This window comes from Verrucosispora sioxanthis (assembly GCF_010560025.1).
GTDB lineage: Bacteria > Actinomycetota > Actinomycetes > Mycobacteriales > Micromonosporaceae > Micromonospora > Micromonospora palythoicola.
On record NZ_SAIY01000001.1, the window covers coordinates 89,336 to 116,008 of the forward strand.

At 72.3% G+C, this 26,673-nt stretch carries 20 protein-coding genes and 2 pseudogenes; 2 read left to right on the plus strand and 20 right to left on the minus strand.

What is annotated here, in order from left to right; translation table 11 throughout:
• Positions 1 to 20: 20 nt before the first annotated feature.
• The 3 genes and pseudogenes from ENC19_RS00445 to ENC19_RS00455 form a co-directional block, all read right to left on the minus strand.
• Positions 21 to 1,952, minus strand: a complete 1,932-nt coding sequence (locus ENC19_RS00445) for a hypothetical protein (protein ID WP_373688887.1) — start codon at positions 1,950 to 1,952, stop codon at positions 21 to 23.
• 238 nt (positions 1,953 to 2,190) lie between these two features.
• Positions 2,191 to 3,891, minus strand: a complete 1,701-nt coding sequence (locus ENC19_RS00450; protein ID WP_164445183.1) for a glycoside hydrolase family 26 protein — start codon at positions 3,889 to 3,891, stop codon at positions 2,191 to 2,193.
• Between the two features lie 183 nt (positions 3,892 to 4,074).
• Positions 4,075 to 4,892, minus strand: a pseudogene (locus ENC19_RS00455) (shikimate dehydrogenase).
• 150 nt (positions 4,893 to 5,042) lie between these two features.
• Between ENC19_RS00455 and ENC19_RS00460 the strand changes: the two are divergent.
• The gene (locus ENC19_RS00460) at positions 5,043 to 6,308 is read left to right on the plus strand and encodes an endo-1,4-beta-xylanase (protein ID WP_164445184.1); all 1,266 of its coding nucleotides are present in this window, start codon (positions 5,043 to 5,045) and stop codon (positions 6,306 to 6,308) included.
• A gap of 79 nt (positions 6,309 to 6,387) precedes the next feature.
• On the opposite strand, the gene mltG is transcribed toward ENC19_RS00460, so the two are convergent.
• From mltG to ENC19_RS00505, 9 genes are all read right to left on the minus strand, one after another.
• Complete coding sequence (mltG, locus tag ENC19_RS00465) at positions 6,388 to 7,584, minus strand: endolytic transglycosylase MltG (protein WP_164445185.1); 1,197 nt, start codon at positions 7,582 to 7,584, stop codon at positions 6,388 to 6,390.
• On the minus strand, positions 7,581 to 8,042 hold the full coding sequence (ruvX, locus tag ENC19_RS00470) for a Holliday junction resolvase RuvX (RefSeq protein WP_164445186.1): 462 nt from the start codon (positions 8,040 to 8,042) through the stop codon (positions 7,581 to 7,583). The genes mltG and ruvX overlap by 4 nt, the downstream gene beginning before the upstream one ends.
• A gap of 73 nt (positions 8,043 to 8,115) precedes the next feature.
• On the minus strand, positions 8,116 to 10,794 hold the full coding sequence (gene alaS, locus ENC19_RS00475; RefSeq protein ID WP_164445187.1) for an alanine--tRNA ligase: 2,679 nt from the start codon (positions 10,792 to 10,794) through the stop codon (positions 8,116 to 8,118).
• Positions 10,791 to 11,096 carry a hypothetical protein gene (locus ENC19_RS00480; protein WP_093404399.1) on the minus strand — a complete coding sequence of 102 codons (306 nt, stop codon included), beginning with the start codon at positions 11,094 to 11,096 and terminating at the stop codon, positions 10,791 to 10,793. The genes alaS and ENC19_RS00480 overlap by 4 nt, the downstream gene beginning before the upstream one ends.
• Positions 11,097 to 11,121: 25 nt before the next feature.
• The gene (locus ENC19_RS00485; RefSeq protein ID WP_164445188.1) at positions 11,122 to 11,583 is read right to left on the minus strand and encodes a DUF948 domain-containing protein; all 462 of its coding nucleotides are present in this window, start codon (positions 11,581 to 11,583) and stop codon (positions 11,122 to 11,124) included.
• Positions 11,584 to 11,722: 139 nt separating this feature from the next.
• The gene (locus tag ENC19_RS00490) at positions 11,723 to 12,349 is read right to left on the minus strand and encodes a hypothetical protein (RefSeq protein WP_216592621.1); all 627 of its coding nucleotides are present in this window, start codon (positions 12,347 to 12,349) and stop codon (positions 11,723 to 11,725) included.
• A gap of 1,915 nt (positions 12,350 to 14,264) precedes the next feature.
• Entirely contained in the window at positions 14,265 to 14,813 is a 549-nt protein-coding gene (locus ENC19_RS30830) for a hypothetical protein (RefSeq protein ID WP_164445189.1), read from the minus strand.
• Positions 14,810 to 16,336: a replication-associated recombination protein A gene (locus ENC19_RS00500; protein WP_164445190.1), complete on the minus strand. Its 1,527-nt coding sequence runs from the start codon at positions 16,334 to 16,336 to the stop codon at positions 14,810 to 14,812. Before ENC19_RS00500 ends, ENC19_RS30830 begins: the two co-directional genes overlap by 4 nt.
• Before the next feature lie 75 nt (positions 16,337 to 16,411).
• Positions 16,412 to 16,621, minus strand: a complete 210-nt coding sequence (locus tag ENC19_RS00505) for a hypothetical protein (protein ID WP_164445191.1) — start codon at positions 16,619 to 16,621, stop codon at positions 16,412 to 16,414.
• Positions 16,622 to 16,717: 96 nt separating this feature from the next.
• Between ENC19_RS00505 and ENC19_RS00510 the strand changes: the two genes are divergently transcribed.
• Complete coding sequence (locus ENC19_RS00510; RefSeq protein WP_164445192.1) at positions 16,718 to 17,452, plus strand: GNAT family N-acetyltransferase; 735 nt, start codon at positions 16,718 to 16,720, stop codon at positions 17,450 to 17,452.
• On the opposite strand, the pseudogene ENC19_RS00515 reads toward ENC19_RS00510, so the two are convergent.
• The 8 genes and pseudogenes from ENC19_RS00515 to ENC19_RS00550 all read right to left on the minus strand — a co-directional run.
• Positions 17,446 to 18,701 (minus strand): annotated as a pseudogene (locus ENC19_RS00515) (MFS transporter); the annotation flags it as partial. The gene ENC19_RS00510 and the pseudogene ENC19_RS00515 sit on opposite strands and share 7 nt — an antisense overlap.
• Entirely contained in the window at positions 18,698 to 19,294 is a 597-nt protein-coding gene (locus ENC19_RS00520) for a winged helix-turn-helix domain-containing protein (RefSeq protein ID WP_164445193.1), read from the minus strand. The pseudogene ENC19_RS00515 and the gene ENC19_RS00520, both read right to left, overlap by 4 nt.
• A gap of 118 nt (positions 19,295 to 19,412) precedes the next feature.
• Positions 19,413 to 20,231, minus strand: a complete 819-nt coding sequence (locus ENC19_RS00525) for a sugar nucleotide-binding protein (protein ID WP_164445928.1) — start codon at positions 20,229 to 20,231, stop codon at positions 19,413 to 19,415.
• A 134-nt stretch (positions 20,232 to 20,365) separates the two neighbouring features.
• Complete coding sequence (aspS, locus tag ENC19_RS00530) at positions 20,366 to 22,189, minus strand: aspartate--tRNA ligase (protein ID WP_164445194.1); 1,824 nt, start codon at positions 22,187 to 22,189, stop codon at positions 20,366 to 20,368.
• Between the two features lie 125 nt (positions 22,190 to 22,314).
• Positions 22,315 to 22,986 (minus strand): hypothetical protein, encoded by a 672-nt coding sequence (locus tag ENC19_RS00535; protein WP_164445195.1) that lies wholly within the window; start codon positions 22,984 to 22,986, stop codon positions 22,315 to 22,317.
• A 102-nt stretch (positions 22,987 to 23,088) separates the two neighbouring features.
• A complete protein-coding gene (locus tag ENC19_RS00540) occupies positions 23,089 to 24,138 on the minus strand; it encodes a S1 family peptidase (RefSeq protein ID WP_164445196.1) in 1,050 nt (349 codons plus the stop codon).
• A 263-nt stretch (positions 24,139 to 24,401) separates the two neighbouring features.
• A complete protein-coding gene (gene hisS, locus ENC19_RS00545; protein WP_164445197.1) occupies positions 24,402 to 25,730 on the minus strand; it encodes a histidine--tRNA ligase in 1,329 nt (442 codons plus the stop codon).
• 88 nt (positions 25,731 to 25,818) lie between these two features.
• Positions 25,819 to 26,538 carry an MBL fold metallo-hydrolase gene (locus ENC19_RS00550; protein ID WP_164445198.1) on the minus strand — a complete coding sequence of 240 codons (720 nt, stop codon included), beginning with the start codon at positions 26,536 to 26,538 and terminating at the stop codon, positions 25,819 to 25,821.
• Positions 26,539 to 26,673 lie beyond the last annotated feature (135 nt).

A 26,673-nucleotide genomic window follows, 5' to 3' on the forward strand; every position in this document is an offset into this window, starting at 1 on the left:
TTCGTTACGAACGGTGAACGCTACGGCACCGAAAAGAACATCGAGGCGGTCGACCAGGTCAGTTCCGGCGTCGCCTCGGCGACGAGCGTCGACCCCGCACCGTTGACCGCGGCGGTGGGCGCCAGGGTCGGGTCGAACGCCACGCTGCGCAGCGATCCGTTTGTCGCCCCGTAGACGATCCGACCGTCCACCCAGGCCATGCCGCGTACCGCCGACCAGGTCACACCCGTGGTGGGCAGGACGAACTCGGTGGCACCCAGGTAGTTGCCGTCGATCTCGAAGTAGCGGTAGTAGAGGTTGTTGGCACCGCTGCGGGTGTAGTACAGCCGACCGTCGAGGTAGAACGCACCCGTCAGCAGGGCCGGGTTGTACCAGTCGTTGTAGCCGGACGCTTCCCACGACCCACCGATCGTGAAGCCGTTGAACAGCGAGACGTCGATCCGGCTGCCGGTCGGCGTCCCGGCGACCACGTGGGACCAGTAGATCCGGTCGTCCACCAGCCAGGTCGCGCCCGCGTCGGTGTAGTTCGGCTGGCTGACGACGGTGGCGTTGGCGGTGTCCAGGGTGGTGCTGTCGAACGGCACCCGCGCCACCTGACCGGGACCGACGTTCAGGTGCAGGTGGCCACTGCTGCCCGTCGGCGGGTTCTTCGGGATGATCGTGCGCCCGCCGCTGATCGGGAAGACACCGAGTCGACCGTGGTACTCGTTGCCCATGCCGTCGGAGTTGTGTCCGAAGTAGAGGCCGGCGCTGCCGCGCCACAGCACGGGCACCGACGATCCCCAGGAGCTGGCGCCGGAGGGCAGGTCGGAGCCGCCGCTGCGGCGGGGGTTCCAGTTCACCGGCATGCCGGTGGCCGGGGTGACCGCGCCGATGCCCAGCCGGTCGATGGCCCCGTTGCCGGCGCGGTCACTGGCGTTCGGGTTGTTCAGCCAGCGGAAGTGCCCGCCGAGGTAGATGATGTTGTCGGCCACCTCGACGGAGGTGATGGTGTCGTTGCCGGTGAAGTTCACCCAGGTGGCGACCTGGTTGGGCCCCCGGTGCGCGGTCTCGAAGCGGACCAGGGCGTCGCAGTAGGCGCTCGGCCAGCCCGACCCGCCGTTGGTGCCGACGACGAACCAGGTGCCGTCGCCGCCGAAGCGTACGTCCTGCACGTAGTGCACGAAGGTCGTCGGGTTGGCGCACGGCGCGACGAACCGCTCCGAACTCCAGTCGATGACGCTCGGTGTGCCCGTCACGTCGATCAGCGCGATCTGGTTGCGCGGCAGGTCGTTGACGTAGAGGAAGTTGCCGCCGACGACGAGGGTGCCGCCGTCCGGGGAGACGTCGATGGTCCAGGCGTACATGCTGGTGCCGTGCCGGCCGACGGTCGTGTTGATGTCGAAGGTCGGATCGATCTCTCCGGTCGTCGCGTCCAACCGGCCGAGCCCGGAGTGCGCGGTGCCGTTGAGCCAGTTGAACGCCCCGGCCACGTAGAGCCAGTTGCCGTGCAGCACCAGGTCACGCACGGTGCCGCCGTCGGAGCGACCGGCCCAGCTGTCGATGATCATGCCGGTGGACGGCTCGAGCGCCACCAGGTTCCGGCGGGACACCCCGTTGACGTTCTTGAAGGCGCCGCCGACGATCAGCGTGCCGCCGGGGCCGGCGATGAGTGAGTTGACCGCACCGTCGAGCACCGGCAGGAAGGTCGTCGAGATCGTCCCGGTGGTCCGGTCGTACGCGAACAGGTAGCTGCGGGCGATCCAGGCCGACGTGGCCGTCTGGCGGATCTGCGTGAAGCTGCCTCCGACGTAGACCGTGTTGCCGATCTCGGCGAAGGCGCGAGCCTCACCGTTGCGGGCGTGTGGAGTCTGGTCGGCCGGATCGGTCGAGACCAGGGTGGCCGGCTCGGGTGCCGGTACCACGGCCGCGGAAGCCGCGGTGGGCACGGTCAGTACGGCCGCGAGCGTCACCAACGCGACGGCCGCGGCCCGGAGTCGATGCCGACGGGTGGAACGCCACGACAAGGAGTATGTGGGCACGCTGCGCCTCCAGAGTGGACGAGAATGCACGTAGCGTGCCCGCTCCACGCTGGAGGGCGGCATCCGCCGATTGGACGGACGGTGGATCAGGAAACGGACAACCTCGCCCACCGTCGGATTTCCGACAGTCGCTGTGGCGGCCCGTTCTCCTGACTCGGCTCAGCCCGGTTCAGCGGCTCCCTCCCGTCGGCTGCCGCAGGTAGCTGTCCCGTCCCGCGGCGGCGAATCCGGCCACCGCGGCCGCGTCCTGGTTCATCATCATGTTGCAGGTGCTCGTCGTCTTCGTCATGCCCGCCGAGTTGAAGTAGATCGCCGCCTTGATCTTCGGGTGGGCCTTCAGCGCCGCCGGGAACTCCTCGAACCAGCGCCGCTTCGCGTTCGGGTCGGCGGCGTTCATGTTGGTGCCGAACTCGGCGAGCATCCGAGGCTTGCCCGCACCGATGCCGTTGTCGTCGAGCCAGCGGTAGAAGGAGCCGATGGTGGTGCTGGGGCTCTTCCAGACGGTGCTGCCGTTGCAGACGTGGAAGTTGTACGGGTCCCAGGCCACCCAGTCGACGTAGTGGTCACCGGGATAGAGCCCCGCGTACCGGTCGTAGTGGCCGGACCAGCCCATCATCGTCCAGACCCAGACGGCGTTGTCGGCCTTGGCGTCGGCGAACCGGTCGTGCACGTAGCGCCAGGCCCGGACGAAGTCGGCGTCGCTGCCCTTGGCCGGCTCGTCCTCCGGCTCGTGGTCGAACCCGATGAAGACCGGCTGGCCGATCGCCCGGATCCGGCCGGCGACGGCGTCGATCGTCGCGTCGTACCGTCCGCTGTAGACGTCCTTCCAGGTCAACACCGTGCCCGAGGAGAAGACCCGGCTCTCCCAGGCGAAGAACATGAGCCGCCCGTCGCGCATCTGCTGCTGCTGGAACTCGTCCGGGAAGGCGCCGTTGCTGCCGGTGTTGGAGAAGTCGTGGTAGCGGTGGACGACGTCGAACTTCCGCCCGACCTGCTTCTCCACGTCGGTGATCGCCTTGCCGTGATCCCAGCCGGCGGCGGCGTTCGTCGGCGAGTACATCCCCCACCAGGCGCCGCAGCCGGGGACCAGCTTCGCCGAGACCGTTCCGCACTTGCCCGGATCCGCAGGCGGCGGCGAGGTGGGGCTGGGCCGGGCGGGCGACGGTCGCGCGCTCGGCGAGACGGTCGGTGGCCGGCGGGCGGCTGGCGGTGGCCGTCGGCGTCGGTGCGACGCTGGGCAGGCGGACGGCGGCCGGGCACCCACGCCGTCGTAGCTGATCGCCAGGCGCGGGCGCAGATCGGCGTTGCGGTTCTCGCCGGAGGCCGTAGATACGGCTGTCCAGCCCGGCCTGCGCCAGCGGCGCAGCGTCCAGATGCCGTTGCCGGTGACCAGACCCGAGACGTCCCACTCGTTGAAGCCCTTGGCGACGCCACTGACCGTGTCCAGCGCCGCGCCCAGCGGGGGGCACCGGGCGGGCGGCGCGGCGTCGAGGCGGGACTCGTGCGCGGTCACCGTCGCCTGGAACTTCTGCCAGGCGTGCACCCGCAGCGTGGCCCGTACGTTCACCGCGTTCGCCGGCAGCGAGGTGACCAGGAAGGTCAGCACCGCCTCACGGGCGCCGCGCGGGTTGCCGTCGCAGGGCGCGGGGCAGGTCGCCAGCGTCGTCTTGACGCTGTTGTCGCCGTCCTGCGGCACCGCCGTGGCGGTGGTGTCGGCCACCACGGCGATCGACAGGTCGTCATCGGCGAGCAGCGGCACCATCGTCGCGCCGAGCCCCAGCACCACAGTGGTGCCGATGACGCCGAGCATCACGGCCTTACGCCGGCCGCCGCGATGTGGAATCAAGCGGTGCAGTCCGCGACTGGTCACGGATACTCCTAGTGTCTTCGACGATAACGCTGAGCAGCGTATCCGCGTACACAACGGAGCGTGCGGATGACGGCAGGACCTAAGCGCGTCTTAAACCTCACCTAAGACACCCCTGCCCTCCCATCTAGTTGATAATGACGTTGGCGGCAGGATCAGAGATCAACTACGCCGCTAACCTCATGGTCAACGGGGTGACCGGGCGGCGGTGAGGGCGGCGGCCATCGCGGGGCGGGGGGCGGGTGTGTCGGTGAACTGCTCGAACTGGCCGATCGCCTGGGCCAGCAGCAGGTCGAGGCCGGAGACGATCCGGCAGCCGGCGGCTTCGGCGGCGGCGGCCAGCGGGGTCGGCCACGGGTCGTAGATCGCGTCGAAGACCACCGTGCCGGCCCGCCAGGGCACCCTGTCGGCCAGCTCGTCGGCGGCCCCCTTCGGCACGGTCGAGATCCAGCACATCGACACCGGCCAGCCCCGACACGCCTCGGAAGGTGGCAGTTCCGGCCACGGTGCGCCGGTCATGGCACGCCCAGGCGGCGACCGGTTCCAGTTCGGCGAGCGCCGCCAGGCGGCAGGCGATCACGGTCACCGCGGCCGCGTGCAGCCCAGGCCGCCGCCGCGGCGGCCGCCGGGCGGTACCGCCCGCGCCGAGCACGGTGACAGTGGCACCGGGGCGTACGCCCGCGTCGGTCAGCACCTCGACCATGCCGGTGACGTCGGTGTTGTCGGCGTACCAGGAGCCGTCCGGGACGGCGTACCAGCGTGTTGGCCGCACCCACCGCGGCGGCGACCGGCGAGACCTCGGCGGCCACCGTGAGCGCCGCCTCCTTGCCCGGCATGGTCACCGACAGCCCGGCCCACTCCGGGCCCAGGCCGGCGACCAGGGCCGGCAGCTCCGCCGCCGCGCACTCGATCCGGGTGTACGACCACCCGGTCAACCCGGCGGCCGCGTACCCGGCATTGTGGATCACCGGGGAGAGCGAGTGGGCGATCGGCTTGCCGAGCACCGCCGCCCGGTGCACCACCGTTCCGTGCCCCGACGCCTCGGGCACCGACGCCTCGGGCACCGACGCCTCAGGTGCGGACGCCGCACGCCCTGACTCAGCCACCATCGCTCCTCGTTACCGGCAGGCACACCTGTCGCCTAGCATCCAACAATGTCTGACAGCAGTCTGCGGCATCGCAAGGGCGAGATCACCCTCACCGTCCGAGGCCCCGACGGGCAGCCGCTCGCCGACCAGGTGGTGACGGTCGCGCAGGAGCGGCATGCCTTCGCCTTCGGCAACATCGGCTTCGACTTCGTCGACCTGGTCGGCGGCCCCGGCCCGGAGGAGACCACGGGCGTCGAGAGCTTCGGCGGGGACAGCCGGCTGGACCTCGACCGGCTCGGCGAGCTGTGGCTCGACGTGTTCAACACCGCGACGCTGCCGTTCTACTGGGGTCGCTACGAGCCACGGCGCGGCGCGCCCGACACCGAGCGTCTCACCGCCACCGCGCGGTGGCTGGCCGAGCGCGGCGTCACCGTCAAGGGCCACCCGCTGGTCTGGCACACCGTACAGCCGTCGTGGCTGCTCGGTGAGGACCTCGACGAGGTCGAGCGGCTGCTGCGGGCCCGCGTCCGCGACCTGGCCGGCGGCTTCGCCGGCCTCATCGACACCTGGGACGCGATCAACGAGGCGGTGATCATGCCTGTCTTCGCCAACGGCGACAACGCGATCACCCCGCTGGCTCGGGCGCGCGGGCGCATCCACCTGGTGCGGTTGGCGTTCGAGGAGGCCCGCGCGGCCAACCCGGCGGCCACCCTGGTGCTCAACGACTTCGACCTCAGCTCGGCGTACGAATGTCTCATCGAGGGCGTCCTCGAAGCCGGCGTACGCGTCGACGCGATCGGCCTGCAGACCCACATGCACCAGGGGTACCGGGGTGAGGAGTACATGCGGCAGATGCTCGACCGGTTCGCCCGGTACGGGCTGCCGCTGCACCTGACCGAGACCACGCTGGTCTCCGGGCACCTCATGCCGCCCGAGATCGAGGACCTCAACGACTACCAGATCCCGCACTGGCCGAGCACGCCCGAGGGCGAGGCCCGGCAGGCCGAGGAGGTCGAGCGGCACTACCGGTCGCTGCTCGCCCACCCGGCGGTCCAGTCGATCAACTACTGGGGGCTCACCGACCGGGGTGCCTGGCTCGGCGCGCCGGCCGGACTGGTCCGCACCGACGGCAGCCCGAAGCCGGCGTACGACGCCCTGAAAGCGTTGGTCAAGGGCGAGTGGTGGCTGTCGCCGACGGACCTGCGCACCGGATCGGACGGCACCGTCACCGTCACCGGCTTCCTCGGCGACTACACCGTCACCGCCGCGGACCGCGCCGCCTGCTTCACCATCGACGCTCCCGACACCACCGCGACGGTCGACCTGTCCTGACCACGGCACCGCCGGCACCCGCCAGCGTGCGGAGACGGTGCGGGCCCGAGCCACTGCCACCCGCCCGGGCGGGCCGGCGTCAGAGGACGCCGGCCTCCTTGGCCTTCTCGATGTTCGCCAGGTGCTTGTTGTAGTCGTCGGTGAAGGCCGAGTTGCCCTCCTTGTCGATCGCCACGAAGAAGAGCCAGTCGCCGGTCGGCGGGTCCATCGCCCCCTCCAGGGCCTCCTTGCCCGGATTGTTGATCGGGGTGGGAACCATGCCCCGGAGCTTGCGGTTGTACGGGTTCTTCGGGTTGTCGAGGTCGCTCGCCGTCATCTGCCCGGAGGTCTTCGCCTCCTGGCCGGTCAGTTCGAAGTAGTAGTTGACCGTGACGTCCATCTCCAGGCAGCCGCAGTCGAAGGTCTGCGAGTAGACCCGGTTGTAGGCGACCCGGGCGACCTTGCCGAGATCCTTCTTGGTGCCGGCCTCGGCCTGGGCCAGCGACGCCACGATCAGCGCCTCGTACGGGCTGATCCCGCCACGCTCCTTCTGCACCCGGTCGGCGAACTCCATCTCACCGGTGACGGTGAGGAAGTGGTCGACCATCTGCCCGAGGATCTCCTCGGCGGTGGCGTCCGGCGGGATCTCGTAGGTGTCCGGGAAGAGGAACCCCTCGATCGACTTCTTGGGCTTCTTGCCGTCCGTCCGCTTGAACCACCAGTCCGGTACGCCCAGCTTCTCCGGGTCCTTCGCGGCGGCCTCGAACTCCTTGACCGGGATCTCGGTGTGGTCGCTGAGCAGCTTGAAGATGTTCTTCGCGGTACGCCCCTCGGGGATGGTGAGCCCGTTGACCACCCGGTTCTTCGGGTCGAGCATCGCGGTCAGGGCCAGTTCACCGCTCATCTGCTTGCGCAGCTTGTAGGTGCCGGGCTGGATGTTGCGGCTGCGGGAGTTCTCGTCAGCCGCCTCGATGAACGCCTTGGTGCTCTTGATCACACCGGCGTCGTACAGTGCCACGGCCATGTCGGCGAGGAACGCGCCCTGCGGGATCTGGACGGTCACCTCCTCGGTGCCGCCGCCGTCGTAGTCCGGGGTGACGAAGCGGCTCTGGATCCGGTCGAAGCCGTAGAAGGCGCCTCCGCCGATGCCGCCGAGCAGCACCACGGCCAGCAGCAGGGCCAGGACGGTCTTGCCCCGCCCGCCACCGGACTTGCCGCCCTTGCGGCGGCCCCGGCGGTGCTTGCCCTTCTCCCCCCGCTCCTGCTCGTCGAACCCGAGGTCCAGATCGTCCATCATTGCGTCCGCCTCCGCTGCGCATCCAGCCAGCTCTGCAGAATTTCCACCGCGGCGGCCTGGTCGACCACCGCCCGTTGTCGCTTTCCTCGGACACCGCGCTCGGCAAGCCTACGACTCGCCACGACCGTGGACATCCTCTCGTCGGTGAGCGTCACCGGGACAGGACTTATCACACCGGCCAGTTGACGAGCGTACGCCTTCACGTGCTCCGCCGCCGGGCCATGTCTGCCGGCGAGGTTGACCGGAAGGCCCACCACCACCTCGACGGCCTCGTGCTCGGCGACCAGCGCGGCGAGCTCGGCGAGGTCCGACGGTACCGCATCTGACCTGGGGTTCTGCTCACGTGCGAGGGTGACCAGCGGGGTGGCCAGAATGCCGTGCGGATCGGACCGGGAAACCCCGATCCGGACCTGCCCGACGTCCACTCCCAGCCGCACCCCACGGGGCGAGTCGCTCACGCCGTGTCACCTCCACCGACAGACGCGTCAGGGCGGGCCGACCCGGCCCGCCCTGATCCGCTGTGCCGCCGACTCACGCTTCAGCGAGCGCCCGCTCGACCGTGAGCAACAGTCGGGGCACCTCCGACTCGGGCAGCCCGCCGCCCTGCGCCAGCTCGGGACTGCCGCCACCACGGCCGGAGAACGCCGCCTTGACCAGGTCGTTGGCGGCAATGCCCCGGCTTCGGGCGGCCGGGTTCACCGCCACCACCAGCGACGCCTTGCCGTTGGCTCGGGCGGCCACCGCGACCACCCCCGGCCGGGACGCCTCGATCCGACCCCGGATCTCCTGGGCGAGAGTGCGTACGTCGTTGCCGGCCGCCCCCTCGGGCGCCTCGGTACCCACGTAGGCGACCCCGGACACGTCCTTGGCCTGGGCGGCAAGCGCCGCCGCGCCGCCGAGCACCAGCTGCGCGCGCAGCTTCTCCAGCTCCTTCTCCGCGTCGCGCAGCTGGGTGACCGTCTGCTCGACCCGGTCGGCGACCTGCTCGGAGGGAACGCGGTACAGCTCGGCGAGGCGGGACACCAGCAGGTGCTCGCGGGCCAGGAAGTTGAACGCGTCCATCCCGACCAGCGCCTCGACCCGGCGTACGCCGGACCCGATCGACGACTCGGAGAGGATCTTCACCAGACCGAGCTGGCCGGAGCGGGCCACGTGCGTGCCGCCGCAGAGTTCCCGGGCGTAGTCACCGACCTCGACCACCCGGACGTGCTCGCCGTACTTCTCACCGAACAGCGCCATGGCACCGATGCGCCGCGCCTCCTCCAGCGAGGTGATGAACGCGTGCACCTCCAGGTCGGCCAGCAGCACCTCGTTGACCTGCTGCTCCACGTCACGCAGCACGCTGGGTGCCACGCCGGTGGCGGTGTTGAAGTCGAAGCGCAGCCGACCGGGCGCGTTCAACGAGCCGGCCTGGGTGGCGGATTCGCCGAGGAAGTTGCGCATGGTCTGGTGCACCAGGTGGGTGGCGGTGTGCGAGCGGGAGATCGCCCGCCGCCGGCTGGTGTCGATCTCGGCGTAGCCGGTCTCCCCGGCCCGCACCTCGCCCCGCAGCACCCGGGCCCGGTGCACGATCAGCCCCGGCACCGGCTGCTGCACGTCGAGGACCTCGACCTGGCCGCCGCCCACCGTGATCATCCCGAGGTCGGGCTGTTGACCGCCGCCCTCGGCGTAGAACGGGGTGGTGTCGAGCACCAGCTCGATGGTGTCGCCCTCGACGGCCGCCGCCCGCTGCCCGTCGGTGCCGAGCACCGCGCGGACGGTGGACTCACGGGCCACCTCCGTGTAGCCGGTGAAGGTCACCGGACCACCGGCGTCGAGCACCGCCCGGTACGCCGACAGGTCGGTGTGCCCGGTCTTGCGTGCCTGCGCGTCGGCCTTGGCGCGGGCCCGCTGGTCGGCCATCAGCCGGCGGAAGCCCTCCTGGTCGACGGTGAGCCCCTGCTCGGCGGCGATCTCCAGGGTCAGGTCGATCGGGAAGCCGTAGGTGTCGTGCAGCTGGAACGCCTTGTCTCCGGAGAGCGCCGGCCGCCCCGCCGACTTCGTCTCGGTGATCGCGGTGTCCAGGATCGTCGTACCGGCCCGCAGCGTGGCCAGGAACGCGTCCTCCTCGGCGTACGCGTACGCCGAGATCCGGTCGAAGTCCGCCGCCAGCTCCGGGTACGACGGGGCCATGCAGTCCCGCGCCACCGGCAGCAGCTCCGGCAGGGCTCGCTCCTGCCAGCCGAGCAGCCGCACCGACCGGATCGCCCGACGCATGATCCGCCGCAGCACGTAGCCCCGGCCCTCGTTGGACGGGGTCACCCCGTCACCGATGAGCATCAGCGCGGTACGCACGTGGTCGGCGATCACCCGCAGCCGCACGTCGTCCGGGTGCGACTGGTTGGCGGCGTGGCCCGAGTGCGCGCCGTACCGCTTGCCGGTCAGCTCCGCCGCCCGGTCCAGGATCGGGCGGACCTCGTCGATCTCGTAGAGGTTGTCGACGCCCTGCAGGATCGACGCCATCCGCTCCAGGCCCATGCCGGTGTCGATGTTCTTCGCCGGCAGCTCACCCAGGATCGGGAAGTTCTCCTTGTCGGTGCCCGGACCCCGCTCGAACTGCATGAACACGAGGTTCCAGAACTCCAGGTACCGGTCCTCGTCGACCTCCGGACCACCCTCGGCGCCATAGGCCGGCCCCCGGTCGTAGTACAGCTCGGAACACGGGCCACACGGGCCGGGGATGCCCATGGACCAGAAGTTGTCCTTCTTGCCCCGGCGCACGATGCGCTCGTCGGGCACCCCGGTGCGACGCCAGATGTCGTACGCCTCGTCGTCGTCGAGGTAGACCGTCGCCCAGATCCGCTCCGGATCCAGCCCGAACCCGCCGGACTCGACCGACTTCGTGGCCAGCTCCCAGGCGAGCGGGATCGCGCCGTCCTTGAAGTAGTCGCCGAAGGAGAAGTTCCCGTTCATCTGGAAGAACGTGCCGTGCCGGCTGGTCTTGCCGACCTCGTCGATGTCCGGCGTACGGATGCACTTCTGCACGCTCACCGCGCGCCGGTACGGCGGCGTCTGCTGGCCCAGGAAGTAGGGGACGAACTGCACCATGCCGGCGTTGACGAACAGCAGGTTCGGGTCGCTGATGGCGGGCAGCGGAGCGGACGGCACGACGGTGTGACCGTTCGCCTCGAAGTGGGCGAGATACCGCCGCTTGATCTCCGCCGTCTTCATCGCTGGTGTTCCTCCGGAAAGATCTCTCGGTCGCCGACCCGCGGGTCCTCCCGCAGCTCGGCGAACTGGTCGTCGAACGCCTCGCCCTGGGCGAACGCCTCGTGGATCTCGTGCTCCCGCTCAGCCATCCCGGCGCGTACGTCCGCCACGAAGCTACGCAGTTCCTCGACCAGTCCGCCAGCGGATTGCGACAGGTTGTCGGCGATGCCGGCGGGGGTGTAGGCGTGGGCGGCGCGGGTCGCCTTGCGCACCACCACGACACCGACGGCCAGCCCGATACCCAGCCAGAAAAGGCGCCTCATGCTCGTACCTCCCGGTGCCGTCGGGTCAGCGGTTCCCGCGCCGGGCGGCGCGCCGCTGAGCCTTGATGGTGTCCCGCACCTCGCGCTCGGTCTCGGCGTGCCGGCGGGCGGCGGCGGCCTTGCGCACGCCATAGCCGAACGCCGCCACCTTGACCAGCGGGTTGGCCGCGGCGGCGGAAACCACGGTGACCAGGTTGGCGACGTTGGCGCTGATGTTCTGCGCGTGGCCGGTCATGGTGTCGACCTTGGCCAGCTGGAGGTTCACCCCGTCGAGCGAGGTCTGCACCTGCTCCAGGGTCACGTTGACGTTGCGTACGGTGGTGTTGACGTCACCGAGCAGCGGGCCCGTCCGGTCGTTCAGGTCATTGATCATGCGGGTGGTGGCGTCCACGGTGTGCCGCAACCGCAGGATGGGCAGCGTCAGGATCAGCACCAGCATCGCGAACGCGATCGCCGCGATCAGTGCCGCGACCTCCAAAAAGCCCACGCCAGTCCTCCTCAAACAGTGGTTCGGGGCGCACGGATCCGCCAGCCGCACGACCGTCTCGCCCACGTCAACGTCGAGTGGCCGGTCGACGACCGGTCACCACCAGCACCTGACCCTACCGTCCGTGATGAGGATCGGCTCAGGACGGTGGTGACGGCGTCAGGTCGCTCAACGGGTCGTCGGTCACTGTCGGGAAGGGATCCTCGCCGGTGAGCGACGGGTCGGTGCTCGGCTGTGGCCGCGTCCGCTCGTCGTCGATCGCGTTGCGCACCTTCACCGACACCAACGATCCGGGGCACTCCTGCGCCGCGGTGGCCGGGTCGGGCGCCGGCACCACCGCGGGTTCGCCGTCGACGGGCGGTGGCACGCAGGTGCGTTCCCGTACCCAGAGGTCGAGGGTGAGTTCGTCGCGCCGCCAGCAGGTGTAGCTGCCCTTCTCCTCCTGCTCCGGGCAGTAGTTGGGCGTCCACCGCTGCCAACCGTCGCGGGTCAGCGCGGCCTCGTACGCCTGCGCGGTCTCGTCGGGTGACCGGTCGGAGGTGGTGGTGCGTTCCCGCAACCGGCAGTCCAGCAGACACCACGGGCTGCCGGTGACGTCGTCGACCGCTTCCGTCGCCGCCCAGGCCGGCACGTCGAGCTGGTCGAGCGAGGCGAAGACCGGATCCCGGTTCATGGTCTGCACACCGAAGAACGCGGGAAGTACACCGAGCAGCAGGACACTGGCCAGCACCAGGACGGCGGCACGCGACCGGGGGGAGCCCGGCACCTGCCGGCGCGGCTGACCACCGTCGCCCGCCTGGTCGCCCTCGGGCCGGTCGACGTCGACGAACTCCGGCGCGTTGGCGCGTCGAGCCGTCGGTTCCGGGCCGGGGTGCCCGGTCGGTCCGGCCGGTGCCACGACTGCCGCGGCGCGGGCCACCGCCGGAGCCTCGCCGCCCCGCGCCGAAGGCACCGGCGACATGCCGGAGGGTGCGGGGCGCGCCGGATTCCGGTGCGGCGGCATGGCCCGGCCGGCGGGCCGCTCCTCCGGGCGCACCGGAGCACCGGCCCGAGCCGTGACCGGCGAGCCGGTCGGCCCGGTGGCGACGCCCCGGCCGGGCTCGGCGGAGCCAGGGCCGGCGGGACCGATGTCGGGTCGGTGCGGCGACGTCACGGCCGGACCGTCGGGTCGGACCGCGCCGCGCGGCGGAACGCCGGGCGGACCGTCCGGACGCGCCGCACCACGCGGCGCACCGACAGGCGGACCGTCCGGACGCGCCGCACCGACAGGCGGACCACCCGGACGCGCCGCACCACGCGGCGGCGCTGCCGGGGCACCATCGGGTCGCGCCGCACCACGCGGCGGACCGACGGGCGGACCGTCCGGTCGGGCCGCACCACGCGGCGGAACACCGGGAGGGCCGTCGGGCCGCGTCGCGCCCCGCGAGGGCAGATCAGGCGAGCCGTCCGGACGCGCCGCACCACGCGGCGGGCCGTCGGGCCGGGGTGCCGGACCGGTGGCCCCGATCCGGGGCAGGGTGCCGGCCCGACCTGTCGGCTCACGTCCGTCCGGGCCGGGGGCAGGGCCGGCCGGCGGAGTCGGGCGGCCACGTCCGACCGGTGGCCCGTCGGCGCGGCGGGCAGGCCCGGCCACCGGGCGGTCCGGTCCCGACTCGACCCGCCGCCCATCGGCCGGCGCGGCGCCCGCGTTCGGTCGACCGGGAGGACCACCGGCGTCCACGCCACGGCGGTCGCCGATCGTCGGCGTACCACCGGAGGGCGTGCCGGCCACGCGGCCGGGCGGTGTCGCGGGTCGCTTGCTGATCGTGGGCAGCGCCGGGTCGGTGTGGTGCGGTCGTCCGGCCTGCCGGAGCCAGTCGGAGGGCCGCTCCGGTCGGGCGGTGCGGCCCTCGCCCAGCCGCCCTGCGCCGGGTGGCGCCTCGGTACCGGCACCCGCTACCGCGTGCCGTCCGGACGGCTCCTCGGCGGCCGCGCGCCGACCCCGGGTGTCGTCGGCGGTCGGTGGGCCCGATTCGGTGCGCCCGACGGGTGGGGTGCGCGCGGGCCCAGCCGCGGGTGGGCCGGACGGGACGCCGGGAATCGGTGGCGCGTTGCCGGACAGCGGCACCACCGGCCGTTCCTCCTCCGGCTCGGCGGCGCGTCGACGGCCGGCCGCCGACCGCCGGCCGGAACGCCGCCCGGTCGACCGGCGGCGGGCGTCATGCTCCCGGGCGTTGCACCGGCAGTGGTCGCCGGCCCGCCCTGTTCGGCGCCCCTCGGACCGGCCGGGTCGGCGACCGGTTCCGGTGGCAGGCGGTGGCCGCCGAGCGGCGGCGTCGGGTCCGGCACGCCGGCTGACGGTGGTCCGGCCGGGGCGTCGGCCGGCCGGGGACGGCCCGGCCCGGCGAGACGCCCGGCCCGGCCGTCAGGGACACGGCCAGGATCGGTGCGGTCCGCCGGAGGCGGGCCGGTGACCGTCGTCGGCGGTGCCGGGGCGTGGCCGGGGTCGGTCGAGGGCAGACGACGCGGGCCGGCGGGTGCGGCGTTCGGCCGGATGCCCGGCATCCGACGCTGCCCGGCTGGGCCTGCCCCGGGACCTGCGGGCGGGCCCGACACCGGTCCGGGCGGCCGGCCCGCAGCGATCGGTGCCCCGGACACCGGGCCGGCTTCCGGAGCCGGCCGGGAGCGCTCCCGGCACCGGCTCACCGGGATGTGGCCGCCGGGTGGCTGGTCCGGCGGCGCCAGGCTGCGGTGGCCAACCGGCCGGCGGGGTGTTGGCGGCACCGGCCTCGTGACGGGTGGTGGCCGGCGGCGGTGGGACGAACGGCGGGGGGCCCGGGGTCGTTCCTGCCCACCGGGGGTGGGCCGGCGGGCGGACGCGCGGGCGGGTTGCCCGGCCAGGGGCCGTCGACCGGACGCGCTCGTGGGGGCTCGGCCGGGCCGCGGCCGGGTGGCGGTGGCACCGGTCCGTCCGGCCCCGGATGGTTGACCGGTGCGGGGGCGGGTCGTACGGGCGGCTCCTGGCCGGGACGCTCCGGCCCACGGCGCGCGGCGGCGGGCGGCTCGACGGCGACGCCGTCAGGGCCCAGCTCGGTGCGCTGCTGCTTGGCCGAACGCAGGTCGTCGATCCAGCCGAAATCCTCGCCGCCGGCCGACTCCTCCGGGGCGGCCTCGGATCTGCCCCGACCCCACCGGCGGCCCTTGCCGCGCCGCGCGTCCGGGCCCTCGTCCGGCCGGTCCGACGATTTCACTGTTGACCCCTCCCGTCGGCGCTCGCGCCGACCTCTTCGGCCACCTGAGCTGTCGTGGCCGTACCACGGTCGCCGTCGTCCTCCCCCGACGACGTCGGCCGGTCCGGCCGACCGCCTCCTGCCGGCTCGTCCGTACGGGCGGGGGTGGACAGCCCGCGAACGATCCGGCGCAGCAACGGTAGCCGGCCGGCCACCGATCGCTCCGCGCCGTGCTGGCTCGGCCGGTAGTAGTCGGTGCCGACCAGGTCGTCCGGCACGTACTGCTGGGTGACCACACCCCGCTGGTCGTCGTGCGGGTAGCGGTAACCGATGCCGTGCCCGAGACCCCGGGCACCGGAGTAGTGGGCGTCGCGCAGGCCCCGGGGCACCGGCCCGCCCCGCCCGGACCGCACGTCGGCGATCGCCGCGCCGATCGCGGTGGTCGCCGAGTTGGACTTGGGCGCGGTGGCCAGGTGGATCACGGCCTGGGCGAGGTTGAGCTGCGCCTCGGGCATGCCGACGTACTCCACCGCGTGGGCCGCGGCGGTCGCCACACCGAGCGCCGCCGGGTCGGCCATGCCGACGTCCTCGCTGGCGAAGATGACCAGCCGCCGCGCGATGAACCTGGCATCCTCCCCGGCGACGAGCATCCGGGCCAGCCAGTGCAGCGCCGCGTCCACGTCGGAACCGCGCATGCTCTTGATGAAGGCGCTGGTGACGTCGTAGTGGGCGTCCCCCGCCCGGTCGTAGCGGACCGCCGCGGTGTCCACCGCGCGTTCGGCGGTGGCGAGGTCGATGTGGTCCCTGCCCAGCGCGCTGGTCGAGCCGGCCGCCGCCTCCAGCGCCGTGAGCGCCTTGCGGACGTCTCCGCCGGCCAGCCGGACCAGGTGCTCCTCCGCCTCGGGTGCGAGGGTGAGCGTCCCAGCCAACCCGCGCTCGTCGACCAACGCGCGGTGCAGCAGCCCGCGTACCGCCTCGTCGTCGAGGGGTCGCAGGGTGAGCAGCACACACCGGGAGAGCAGCGGGGAGATGACCGAGAAGTACGGGTTCTCGGTGGTGGCCGCGAGCAGCGTGACCGTCCGGTCCTCCACCGCGGCGAGCAGCGAGTCCTGCTGGGTCTTGCTGAACCGGTGAACCTCGTCGATGAAGAGCACCGTCGGTGGACCACCCGAGCGCCGCTGTCGCCGCGCCGTGTCGATCACCGCCCGGACGTCCTTGACGCCGGCGGTCAGCGCGGACATGGCGACGAAGCGCCGGTCCGTCGCGGCGGCCACCAGGTGGGCGATCGTGGTCTTGCCGCTGCCCGGCGGCCCCCAGAGGATCACCGACATCGGCGCGCTGCCGGCGACCAACTGCCGCAGCGGCGCACCGGGAGTGAGCAGGTGCTCCTGGCCGATCAGCTCGTCCAGACTGGCCGGACGCATCCGGACCGGCAGCGGCGCGTCCGGCCCGGCCGGGGTGAACCCGCCGACACCGCCGGAACCCACCTGCGCACCGGGCGCTGCGGCGGGTTCACCGAGGGTGAACAGGGCGTCGGACTCCATCACGAGAACAGTACCGGGCTCGGCCGACAACGCCGGAATCGCGCCGTCGACCGAGCCCGGGGTGATCGTTCCCGGTCAGCCGCGGCCCGGGCGACGGCCCCGGTACCAGCGGCCACCGCCGCCGCCCGGACCCCGGCCGACGCCGGCCAGGTAGAGCGAGAGCAGCAGCAGACCGATCAGGACCAGGGTGTTCCAGTTGAACAGGTCGGGGGCGCCGAGTTTGGTGTCCAGCAGGTCGAGCAGCAAGGCGAAGCCGAAGACGGCGGCTGCGGCGATGGCGAGCATGACGTACCTCCGGTGGGGGTTGCCAGTAGGTCGGCGCGGGATGTACCCGATCGGTCCGCTCGCCAATCTCCAACCACGACGACCTACGCTGGCGGCATGATCGTCGCCGACGAGGCCCTTGACGGGCGGGATGCCATCCTGGCCGCGACGGACCGTCATCCCTTCGTCCGGCACTCACTACCGGATCACGAACCGGCGCGTGGTTGGCGACGCGCCGCAGCCGTGTGCTGGCTGCTCACCGTCGAACACGGGCCGATCGGAGGCGTGATCGGCGCCGCGGCGCCGGCGATCGACCTGGTCGGCGCGGTGGCCGCGGCGGGGAGGGTCGGTGCCGGGCGGTGGATTCACCTGCCCCGTACGGACCCCTCGCCGCTCGGGCCGGCCGTGACCGCTCAGGAGGACTGGGATTTCCGCTGGACGACAGGCGCGCCGCCGGCGCAGCCCGGCGAGGAGCGGGTGGTCCGGCTGACCGAGGCGGACCACCCGGCCCTGACGGCGCTGATCGACGAGGCGTTCCCGACCAGCACCGCCCGCCCCGGCGATCCGAGTGTGCGCGACTGGTACGGAATCCGCGACGGTGACCGGCTGGTCGCCTGCGGCGCCGACCGCACCCGGGGTGAGGTCGGCTTCCTCGCCGGGTTGACGGTGGCACCGCGGCACCGGGGGCGGGGTCTGGGTGCGGCGATCACCGCCGCGATGACCCGGGTCCTGCTGGAGCGGTACGACATGGTGGCACTGGGCGTCTACCCGAGCAACCTGGCGGCGATCCGGCTCTACCGGCGGCTCGGCTACACCGACACGTTCTCGCTCACCTCGGTCCGCTTCGGCTGATTGTCAGCCGAGGCGGACCTCCGGCCGGCCCGCCAGGCGGGCAGGTACAGCGGCGCGGCGACCGCCAACGCGACCGCACCGACCAGCATCGCCGTACTCACCCCGGCCCGGTCACCGATGAAGCCGAGCAGTACGCCGCCGAGCGCGCCGGCCGGCATGGCCACCATCGAGTTCACCGAGATCACACTGGTCCGGTACGGGCCGTCGACCTGCCGGTGCAGCAGCCCCATGTGCAGCGGGTTCGACGCGCCGTGCACGGCATAGCAGACGAAGAAGGCGATCAGCACGCCGACCGGGCCGGCGAGCAGGGCCATGCCGACCACCGTGCCGCCCTGCACGATCCGCAGCAGCGCGGCACCGGGCGCGGCGCCCAGCCACCGGACGAGCAACGGGTGGCCGCCGCGCCGGCCGCCGAGGCCAGCCAGGCGATGGTGCTCGCGGGGCCGAGCAGGGCGGCGGCCCGGTCGGCGGCACCGGTCACCTCGGCCAACCGGATCGGCAGCAGACTCTCGAAGGTGACCATCCCGAAGCCCCAGAACAGCTCGACCGCGACCAGGGCGAGCAGCACCCGGGAACGGCGCAGCAGGCCGAACGCCTCGCCGACCATGCGCGGCGCGGCCCGGACCGACGCCCACAGCGCACCGGGCCCGCGCGCCGGTCGCCGTTCCACCAGCAGGGTCAGCAACGCCAGCAGGGAAACCCCCTGCAGGCCGACGGCGGCCAGCACCGGCGTGGTCAGGGCACTGACCGGCCCGAGCGGACCAAGCGCGACCAGGCCGCCGCTCAACAGGGCACCGGCCGCGATGCTCAGGCCGAGCACGGTGCCACCCTGGCCGAGCCCTTTCTCGTACGCGGCATCCGGGTCGACAGCCAGGGTGCTGTCCACGTACCAGGACTCCAGCGGGCCGCTGTCCAGCGCACGGAACACGCCCTGCAACGCCCAGACGGCGGTGAGCAGGACGAACGAGTCGGCCAGCACCAGCAGGCCCATCGAGACGAGGCCCACCACGCTGGCCGCCACCAGCACCGGCCGGCGACCCAGTGCGTCGGCGAACCCACCGGTCGGCAGCTCCAGGGCGAGCACCACCACCCCCTGGGCGGCGGCGGCCAGCCCGATCTGGGTCAGGGTCAGGCCCCGCTCCTGCATCAGCAGGATCACCACCGGCATCAGCAGGCCGGTCGGCAACCAACGCAGCCCGTGCAGGATCAGAAATCGACGCCGGATCTGGCGTACGGACAGCTCACTCATCGCTTGCGCCCGAGCAGCAACGGGAACGAGGCGAGGAAGATCTGCACCTGCTCGGCACCGGGCTCGCCCGGATCGGCCTCGGCCCGGTAGCGCTCCAGGGTGCGCCACAACTCCTGCTGTAGTTCGATCAGCCGGGCCGCCGGGATGGTCATGAAGGCGTCGCTCATGCCGAAGGCGTCACGCCACTGCGGCGGCCACTCGTCGCGGGCGGCGAACCATCGCTCGGTGTGCTCGACGAAGAGGCGGACCTGCTCGGCCTGGATCCACTCCATCGCGGCCCGGGCGTCCGGGTCGTCGTCGAAGTCGGTGTTCTCCCAGCTGGTCACCTCGTGGGCGGCCCGCCACCAACGCTGCCGGCCGGTGCCCCGGTCGGGCTCCTCGACGACCAGGCCGACCTCGGCCAGCTGGCGCAGGTGATAGCTGGTCGCACCGGTGTTGCTGTCGAGCAGCCCGGCGAGGGTGGTCGCCGTGGCCGGCCCCTTGACCCGCAGCGCACCGAGCAGCCGGGCCCGTAGCGGATGGGCCAGCACCCGGACCTGCCGGTGATCGATCCGGATCCGTCGCGGCGGTGGTCGACGCACTCCTTCGGTCATGGACGCACAATATCTATGCACAACTCCTGTGCACAATAGTTGTGCATAGGAGTTGTCGGCGTGCGGGTGGCTGGGTGCGGGGTGACGGGAGATTGGCCGCCATGTCAGGCAGAAATAGTCATCGACCGGCGGCGAGCAGCTCCGAGACACCGCGCAACCGGGTGCGGAGCAGGCCGACGGCCCGGGTGGAGTCGAGGCGTACCTCGGTGGGGCGCACCACCCCGGCGGCGGCGCCGGTGGTGGTCTTCAGGCCGGCCGGGTCGATGCCCTCCCGGCGGGCCACCAGCAGGCCCAGCTCGGCCCGGCTGACCGCGTCCGGACCCGCCACGTTGAGCGGGCCGGCGACGTCGGAGTCGACCAGTTCAAGCACGGCGGCGGCGAGATCGCCGACGTCGACCGGGCAGCGCAGCTCGTCGGTGAACAGGGTCGCCCGACCGGCCAGGGCGTCGCGGCAGAGCTGGATCTGCTTGCTCCCCTCCCCCAGGATCAGCGAGGTACGCACCAGCACGGCGCCCGGGTCGACGGCCCGCACCGCCGTTTCCGCCGCCGCCTTCGCCGCCCCGTACGGAAAGATTGGCGTGGGCGGGTCGTCGTCGGCGTACGCCTCGGGTCGCCCGGCGTGCAGGGCGTCGCTGGAGATGTGCACCAACCGGGCGCCCACCCGCGCGGCGGCGTACGCCACGTGGGCGGCCCCGTCGGCGGTGACCGCCCAGTCGCCGTACCGGTAGGGGGTGGCGACCACGGCGTCCGGGCGTACCGCCGCGACCAGGTCGACCACCGCGGCCCGCTCGGTCACGTCCAGCCGACGCACCTCGACACCCGGCACCCCGACCTCACCGGAGTGGCACGTCCCCACCACCACCCACCCGCCCCGCACCGCGAGCCGACAAACCTCCCGCCCCAGAAACCCGCTCCCACCAACCACCAGCACCCGCACCGTCGCCCCCTCACCCGCCACCAATACCGTTGATCATGAAGTTGTTGTCACGCCGCGCCGGTCCACGGGACAACAACTTCATGATCGGCGAGGAATCGGGGCGGGCCGCGTAGGGGCCGGGCGGGTGGGGTGGGTCAGGTGGGGTCGGCTACGGGGGCGGCGGGGCCGGCGGTGCCGGCGTGGGACGCGGGCGGCGGGGGCTTGGGCTTGGCGTCGATGCCGGCCTCGGTGCGCTGCTGGGCGGTGATGGGGGTGGGTGCGCCGGTCAGCGGGTCGAAGCCGCCCCGGGTCTTCGGGAAGGCGATCACCTCGCGGATCGAGTCGGCCCCGGCGAGCAGCATGCAGACCCGGTCCCAGCCGAACGCGATACCGCCGTGCGGCGGCGGGCCGTAGCTGAACGCCTCCAGCAGGAAGCCGAACTTGTCCTGCGCCTCCTCGGGACTGATGCCGAGCAGGTCGAACACCCGCTGCTGCACGTCGCGGCGGTGGATACGGATCGAACCGCCGCCGATCTCGTTGCCGTTGCAGACGATGTCGTACGCGTACGCCAGGGCCCGGTCCGGCGCCTCCTCGAACCGGTCGACCCACTCGGAGTTCGGCGAGGTGAACGGGTGGTGCACCGCGGTCCATCCACCCGCCGCGCCAGTCTCGTCCGACGTCCGTTCGAACATCGGCGCGTCGACCACCCAGCAGAACGCCCAGGCGCTCTCGTCGACCAGGCCGGCCCGCTTGGCGATCTCGACCCGCGCCGCACCGAGCAACTCCTGCGCCTCGCGGGTCTCCCCGCTGGCGGCGAAGAAGATCGCGTCGCCCGACTTGGCACCGACCGCGTCGGCCAGCCCGGCCAGGTGCTCGGCCGACAGGTTCTTCGCCACCGGCCCGCGCGCCTCGCCGGTCTCGGCGTCGAGCACCACGTACGCCAGCCCCTTGGCGCCACGGGCCTTGGCCCAGTCCTGCCAGCCGTCCAGCTCCTTGCGGGTCTGGGACGCGCCACCGGGCATGACCACCGCGCCCACGTAGCCACCCGCGTCGATCGCTGCGGCGAACACCCGGAACGCGGTACCGCGCAGGTAGTCGGTCAGCTCGGTCAGCTCGACGCCGTAGCGCAGGTCGGGCTTGTCCGAGCCGTACCGCGCCATCGCGTCGTGCCAGGTGATGCGCGGGATGGGCCGGGGAATCTCGTGGTCGGCCAGCTCCGACCAGAGCGCGGCGACGATCGCCTCACCGAGGTCGATCACGTCGTCCTCGGTGACGAAGGACATCTCGATGTCGAGCTGGGTGAACTCCGGCTGCCGGTCGGCCCGGAAGTCCTCGTCGCGGTAGCAGCGGGCGATCTGGTAGTACCGCTCCATCCCGCCGACCATCAGCAGTTGCTTGAACAGCTGCGGTGACTGCGGCAGCGCGTACCAACTGCCCGGCTGCAGGCGCACCGGCACCAGGAAGTCGCGGGCACCCTCCGGCGTGGACCGGGTCAGCGTCGGCGTCTCGATCTCCAGGAAGTCCCGCTCGTGCAGCACCGTACGGGCCAGTTGGTTGGCCCGGGACCGCAGCCGCATGGCCCGCGCCGGGCCGCCGCGACGCAGGTCGAGGTAGCGGTACCTGAGCCGGACGTCGTCCCCGGCCACCACCTGGTCGTCCACCGGCAGCGGCAGCGGCGCGGCCTCGGAGAGCACCTCCAGCTCGGCCGCCGTCACCTCGATCTCGCCGGTGGGCAGCTCCGGGTTCTCGTTGCCCTCGGGCCGTCGGGTGACCTCACCGACGACCTTGACGCAGTACTCGTTGCGCAGCGCGTGCGCGTCCTCTTCCCGGAGGACCACCTGCACCATGCCCGAACCGTCGCGCAGGTCGACGAAGATGACACCGCCGTGGTCGCGCCGGCGGGCCACCCACCCGGCGAGCGTCACCGTGGTGCCGGCGTCCGTCGCGCGCAGGCTGCCGGCGTCATGGGTACGGATCACGACGTACGTCTCCCTCGTCTTGCCCTACGTCTGCTCCCGGCATTCTGTCAGCACCTACCCGTCGACGTTCCCCGGGTGCGCGGACCAGCACCTCCCGACACCTGCGGTGCCGGACGGACACTCCGTCAGCGCGTCCGGGTCACGGACGCGACCCTCGGGTCCATGGAGTAGCGGCGGGCGACCTCGGCGGCGTCGCCGGCGGTGGCACCGGGATCGAACGACGCCTCCAGGCACGAGCTGTGCGGCCCGTCGAGCCCGAAGCCGGCGATGACGTGATCGGGATCGAAGCGGCGGCTGTCGCGGGTCAGCTCGTCGACGGATGCTACCGGCCGCACGCACACCATCACCTCGGGCTGGGTGCGGCCCCAGGCCATGGCCGGAGCCGATGCGCCGATGGTGAGCAGGAGCGCCGCCGCCACGCCGAGCGCGGTGGCCCGACCGAGCGCCGATCTACGTGCCGGCAGGGCCCCGAGCGTCGGCCGGCTCGACGGCAGGGCCACCGCGCCGAGAGCGGCCAGAGCGTACGCCCACAGGGCCCGCTTGTCCGGCGTGTCGTACAGGGCCAGCGCGACCACGCCGGCGCCGATGGTCTGGGTGACCAGGGCGACCACCCGGAACTCCGGCTGGTCGACGACCTGCGCTGGTATCGCGGCGAGCGCGCCGAGCACCAGGAGCAGCCCGACGAACCAGGACGCGTTCCACTCACGACGTGCGTCCACGGCGAGCAGCACCCAGGCCGCCACCTGCCCGCCCACGAAGATCGGCGCGCGGAGTTGCGCCAGGAGTCGTACAACCATCAGCTGACCGTAATAGATGGAACGTGATCCGGGACAGCGGTGCGGGCCGCCGGAGGAGGAATCCGGCGGCCCGCTGGCTGAGGAGGTACTCCCGGAGGAAGGTCAGAAGATGCTGACGCCGTAGCGGCTCAGCGCCTCGGTGACCGGCTGGAAGAAGGTGGTGCCGCCGGTGGAGCAGTTGCCGCTGCCGCCGGAGGTCAGGCCGAGCGCGGTGCTGCCGCTGAACAGCGAACCGCCGCTGTCACCGGGCTGGGCGCAGATGTTGGTCCGGATCAGGCCGGAGACCGAGCCCTCGGCGTAGTTGACCGTGGCGTTGAGCGCAGTCACCGAGCCGCTGCGCAGGCCGGTGGTGCTGCCGGAGCGCTGCGCCGACTGGCCGACGTACGCGTTGCCGGCGCCGGTGATGTCCCGGTAGCTGCCGTTGTAGAGGTAGACGTTGCCGGCCGCGTTGCCCGAGTTGTTGTGCCGGACGATGCCGTAGTCGTTGCCCGGGAAGCTGGTGCCCGCGCGGGTGCCCAGCAGCGAGGTCTGGCCCGAGTTGCTGTACCAGCTCGACGAGATGTTGGTGCAGTGCCCGGCGGTGAGGAAGTAGTAGGTGCTGCCGCTGCGCACGTTGAAGCCGAGCGAGCAACGCCCGCCACCGCCGGCGTAGATCGCCTGGCCGCCGGAGATGAGGGTGCTCAGCGGAGCGGCCCCGGCCTCGATGCGCACCGCGCCGTTGGTGCGCGCGGCGGCGGCCTTGACCTGCTCCAGCTTGGCGCCGGTGACGGTGGTGTCGACGGAGATGACGACCTGGTTGGTGACCGGGTCGGTCCACCAGGCGGTGCCGGGGATCTTGGCCGAGCGCTCCAGCACGGCGGTGGCGCGGTTCAGCTCCGCGGCCCCGCGCTTGACGACCTTGACCTTGGCGCCGGCAGCGGCCGCCTGACGGGCGGCGGCGACGTCGGTGACGGCGACGACCATCTTGCCGCTGGCGTCGGCGTAGGCCCCGGCGGCGCGGTCTCCGAGCCGGTCGGCGAGCGCGGTCGCCGCGTCGGGCGAGACGCTCCCGGGTGCCGCCTGGGCGGGGGTGCCGGCCAACACGCCGGCGACCAGGGTTCCGGCTGCGGCGACGGTGACGACACGGCGGAGCATTGACCTCGTGGGTCGCATGTAACAGCCTCCCGATATGGGGGATGAGGCCCTGTCACGTCGACAGGGACGGGGGCAGCTCGACCACCTGGGGAAATGGCCAAGCGAGGGAAAGTATTCACATATTTAAGATCATAAGCAAGACCTGGGTATGCCCGAATTCACCCACCGGCAATCCGTAACAGGGCGGACACATACGAAGACCGGGGTGTCACACGGTCAGTACGACCTCGTGTGACACCCCGGACCAGGAGAGCGATCTCAGCGGTTACGACCGCACCGGCTCAGCTCACCAGCGGCTTGAGATCCTCACGAGGCGGCGTCCACTCCCCCGACGCGGCGGCCACCTGCTCGCCGGAACGGATGTCCTTGACCTCGTCGGGCGCGCCGTCCGCCCCCGGGAACCAGACGTAGGGGATGCCGCGCCGCTGCGCGTACCGGATCTGCTTGCCGAACTTCGCCGCGCTGGGCGACACCTCGGTCGGGATGCCCCGGGAGCGCAACGCCCCCGCGACGGAGTCGCTTGCCGGCCGCAGCTCCTCGTTGGTCACCGCGACCAGCACGCAGGTCGGCACCTCCCGGGACACCGACAGCGCGCCCGCGCCGAAGAGCAGCCCCAGCAGGCGGGTCACCCCGATGGATATACCCACCCCGGGGAAGCGGGCGTTGCCGGCGCTGGCCAGGTTGTCGTACCGGCCGCCGGAGCAGATCGAGCCGAACCGCTCGTACCCGATCAGCTGCGTCTCGTAGACGGTGCCGGTGTAGTAGTCCAGACCGCGGGCGATCCGCAGGTCCGCCACGCAGAGGCCGGGCGAGTGCGCGGCGGCGGTCTCCATCACCCGGACCAGTTCCTCGACCCCCTCGTTGAGCAGCGGGTGGCTCACCCCGAGCGCGCGTACGGCGTCGGCGAAGGAGGCGTCGGGCGCGGCGATCTCGGCCAGCGCCAGGCACGCCTTGGCCTGCGCCTCGCTCGCCCCGGCCGTGGCCGCCAACAGCTCCGCCACCCCGGCTGGTCCGATCTTGTCGAGCTTGTCGACGGCCCGCAGCGCCGCCTCCGGGTCGGTCAGGCCGACGCCCCGGTAGAAGCCCTCACAGATCTTGCGGTTGTTGACCTGGATGCGCACCGGTGGGATCGGCAACGACCGCAGCGCGTCCCCGACGACGAGCGGCATCTCCGCCTCGTGGTGCGGTGCCAGGGTGTCCCGGTCGACGATGTCGATGTCGGCCTGGAGGAACTCCCGGTAGCGGCCCTCCTGCGGGCGCTCACCACGCCACACCTTCTGGATCTGGTACCGCCGGAACGGGAAGGTCAGCTTGCCGGCGTTCTCCAATACGTAGCGGGCGAACGGCACGGTCAGGTCGAAGTGCAGGCCGAGGGCGTCGTCACCGGCCGGACCCTCCGGGTCGCCGTGCAGCCGGCGGATCACGTAGACCTCCTTGGAGGTCTCCCCCTTGCGCAGCAGCTGGTCCAGCGGCTCGACCGCGCGGGTCTCCAGCGGGGCGAAGCCGTACAGCTCGAAGGTCGACCGGATCCGGTCCAGGACGTACTGCTCGATCATCCGCTGGGCGGGCGTCCACTCCGGGAAGCCGGAGATGGGCGTGGGCTTGCTCATGACGTACTCCCTCGGCAGCCGCGCGCTGCGCGGCGGGGTCTGCTGGCGATGCCGCGCGGTCCGCGCGGTGAGTTCCGGTGCGCGACCGTTACAGGCCGCGGCTGGGTGCCGCGGGTCGCGCGCCGCCCAGCTCCGCCACCTCGACGAGGTACGGGTTGGTGGCGCGCTCGCGGCCGATGGTGGTCGCGGGGCCGTGGCCGGGCAGGACGACGGTGTCGTCGGCCAGCGGGAGGATCTTGTCCCGCAGGCTGGTGAGCATCGTCGGCATGCTGCCGCCCGGCAGGTCGGTGCGGCCGATCGACCCGGCGAAGAGCACGTCTCCGGAGAGGCAGAGCTGCTCCGCCTCCCACCGCGAGCCGGCGCCGGGCAGCCGGAAGAGCACCGACCCGCCGGTATGGCCGGGCGCGTGGTCGACGGTGATCTCCAGCCCGGCGAGGGCGAGCGTCGTACCGTCGGCCAGCTCGGCCACGTCCTCGGGCTCGGCGTACGGCAGTCGCCCGCCGAACATCTGGGCCAGGTCCACCGACAGCCCCTTGGCCGGATCGGCCAGCAGCTCGCGGTCGTCCGGATGCACGTACGCGGTGATCCCGCGCGCCCCGCAGACCGGCGCCACGGAGAAGGTGTGGTCCAGGTGGCCATGGGTGAGCAGCACCGCGGCCGGGTGCAGACGATGCTCGGCGAGCAGCGCGTCGAGCCGGTCGATCACCCCGATGCCGGGATCGACCACCACGCACTGTTCCCCCGGCGCGGTGGCGACCACGTAGCAGTTGGTGCCGAAGGCGTCCGCGGGAAAGCCGGCCACGAGCACGTCCGCTCCCCTTTCCGTCGAGTCGTCCCCTCCGGGCAGCCTACCGGCGTCGAGGTCCGGTCTGCCCGACCCGCCGGGCACCCCGGGCGAGGCACTGACGGATCCCGATGCGGAAGGGCACCGACCTCGTACACC

Bases quoted from the DNA above. Each gene is read 5' to 3' on its own strand.
- mltG (WP_164445185.1), bottom strand. From the start codon at position 7,584: ATGATGGACGATCTGGACCTCGGGTTCGACGAGCAGGAGCGGGGGGAG.
- ENC19_RS00480 (WP_093404399.1), bottom strand. From the start codon at position 11,096: ATGAGGCGCCTTTTCTGGCTGGGTATCGGGCTGGCCGTCGGTGTCGTG.
- ENC19_RS00535 (WP_164445195.1), bottom strand. From the start codon at position 22,986: ATGGTTGTACGACTCCTGGCGCAACTCCGCGCGCCGATCTTCGTGGGC.
- ENC19_RS00505 (WP_164445191.1), bottom strand. From the start codon at position 16,621: ATGCTCGCCATCGCCGCAGCCGCCGTCTTCGGCTTCGCCTTGCTGCTC.
- ENC19_RS00540 (WP_164445196.1), bottom strand. From the start codon at position 24,138: ATGCGACCCACGAGGTCAATGCTCCGCCGTGTCGTCACCGTCGCCGCA.
- alaS (WP_164445187.1), bottom strand. From the start codon at position 10,794: ATGAAGACGGCGGAGATCAAGCGGCGGTATCTCGCCCACTTCGAGGCG.
- ENC19_RS00460 (WP_164445184.1), top strand. From the start codon at position 5,043: ATGTCTGACAGCAGTCTGCGGCATCGCAAGGGCGAGATCACCCTCACC.
- hisS (WP_164445197.1), bottom strand. From the start codon at position 25,730: ATGAGCAAGCCCACGCCCATCTCCGGCTTCCCGGAGTGGACGCCCGCC.
- ENC19_RS00510 (WP_164445192.1), top strand. From the start codon at position 16,718: ATGATCGTCGCCGACGAGGCCCTTGACGGGCGGGATGCCATCCTGGCC.
- ENC19_RS00500 (WP_164445190.1), bottom strand. From the start codon at position 16,336: ATGGAGTCCGACGCCCTGTTCACCCTCGGTGAACCCGCCGCAGCGCCC.
- ENC19_RS00520 (WP_164445193.1), bottom strand. From the start codon at position 19,294: ATGACCGAAGGAGTGCGTCGACCACCGCCGCGACGGATCCGGATCGAT.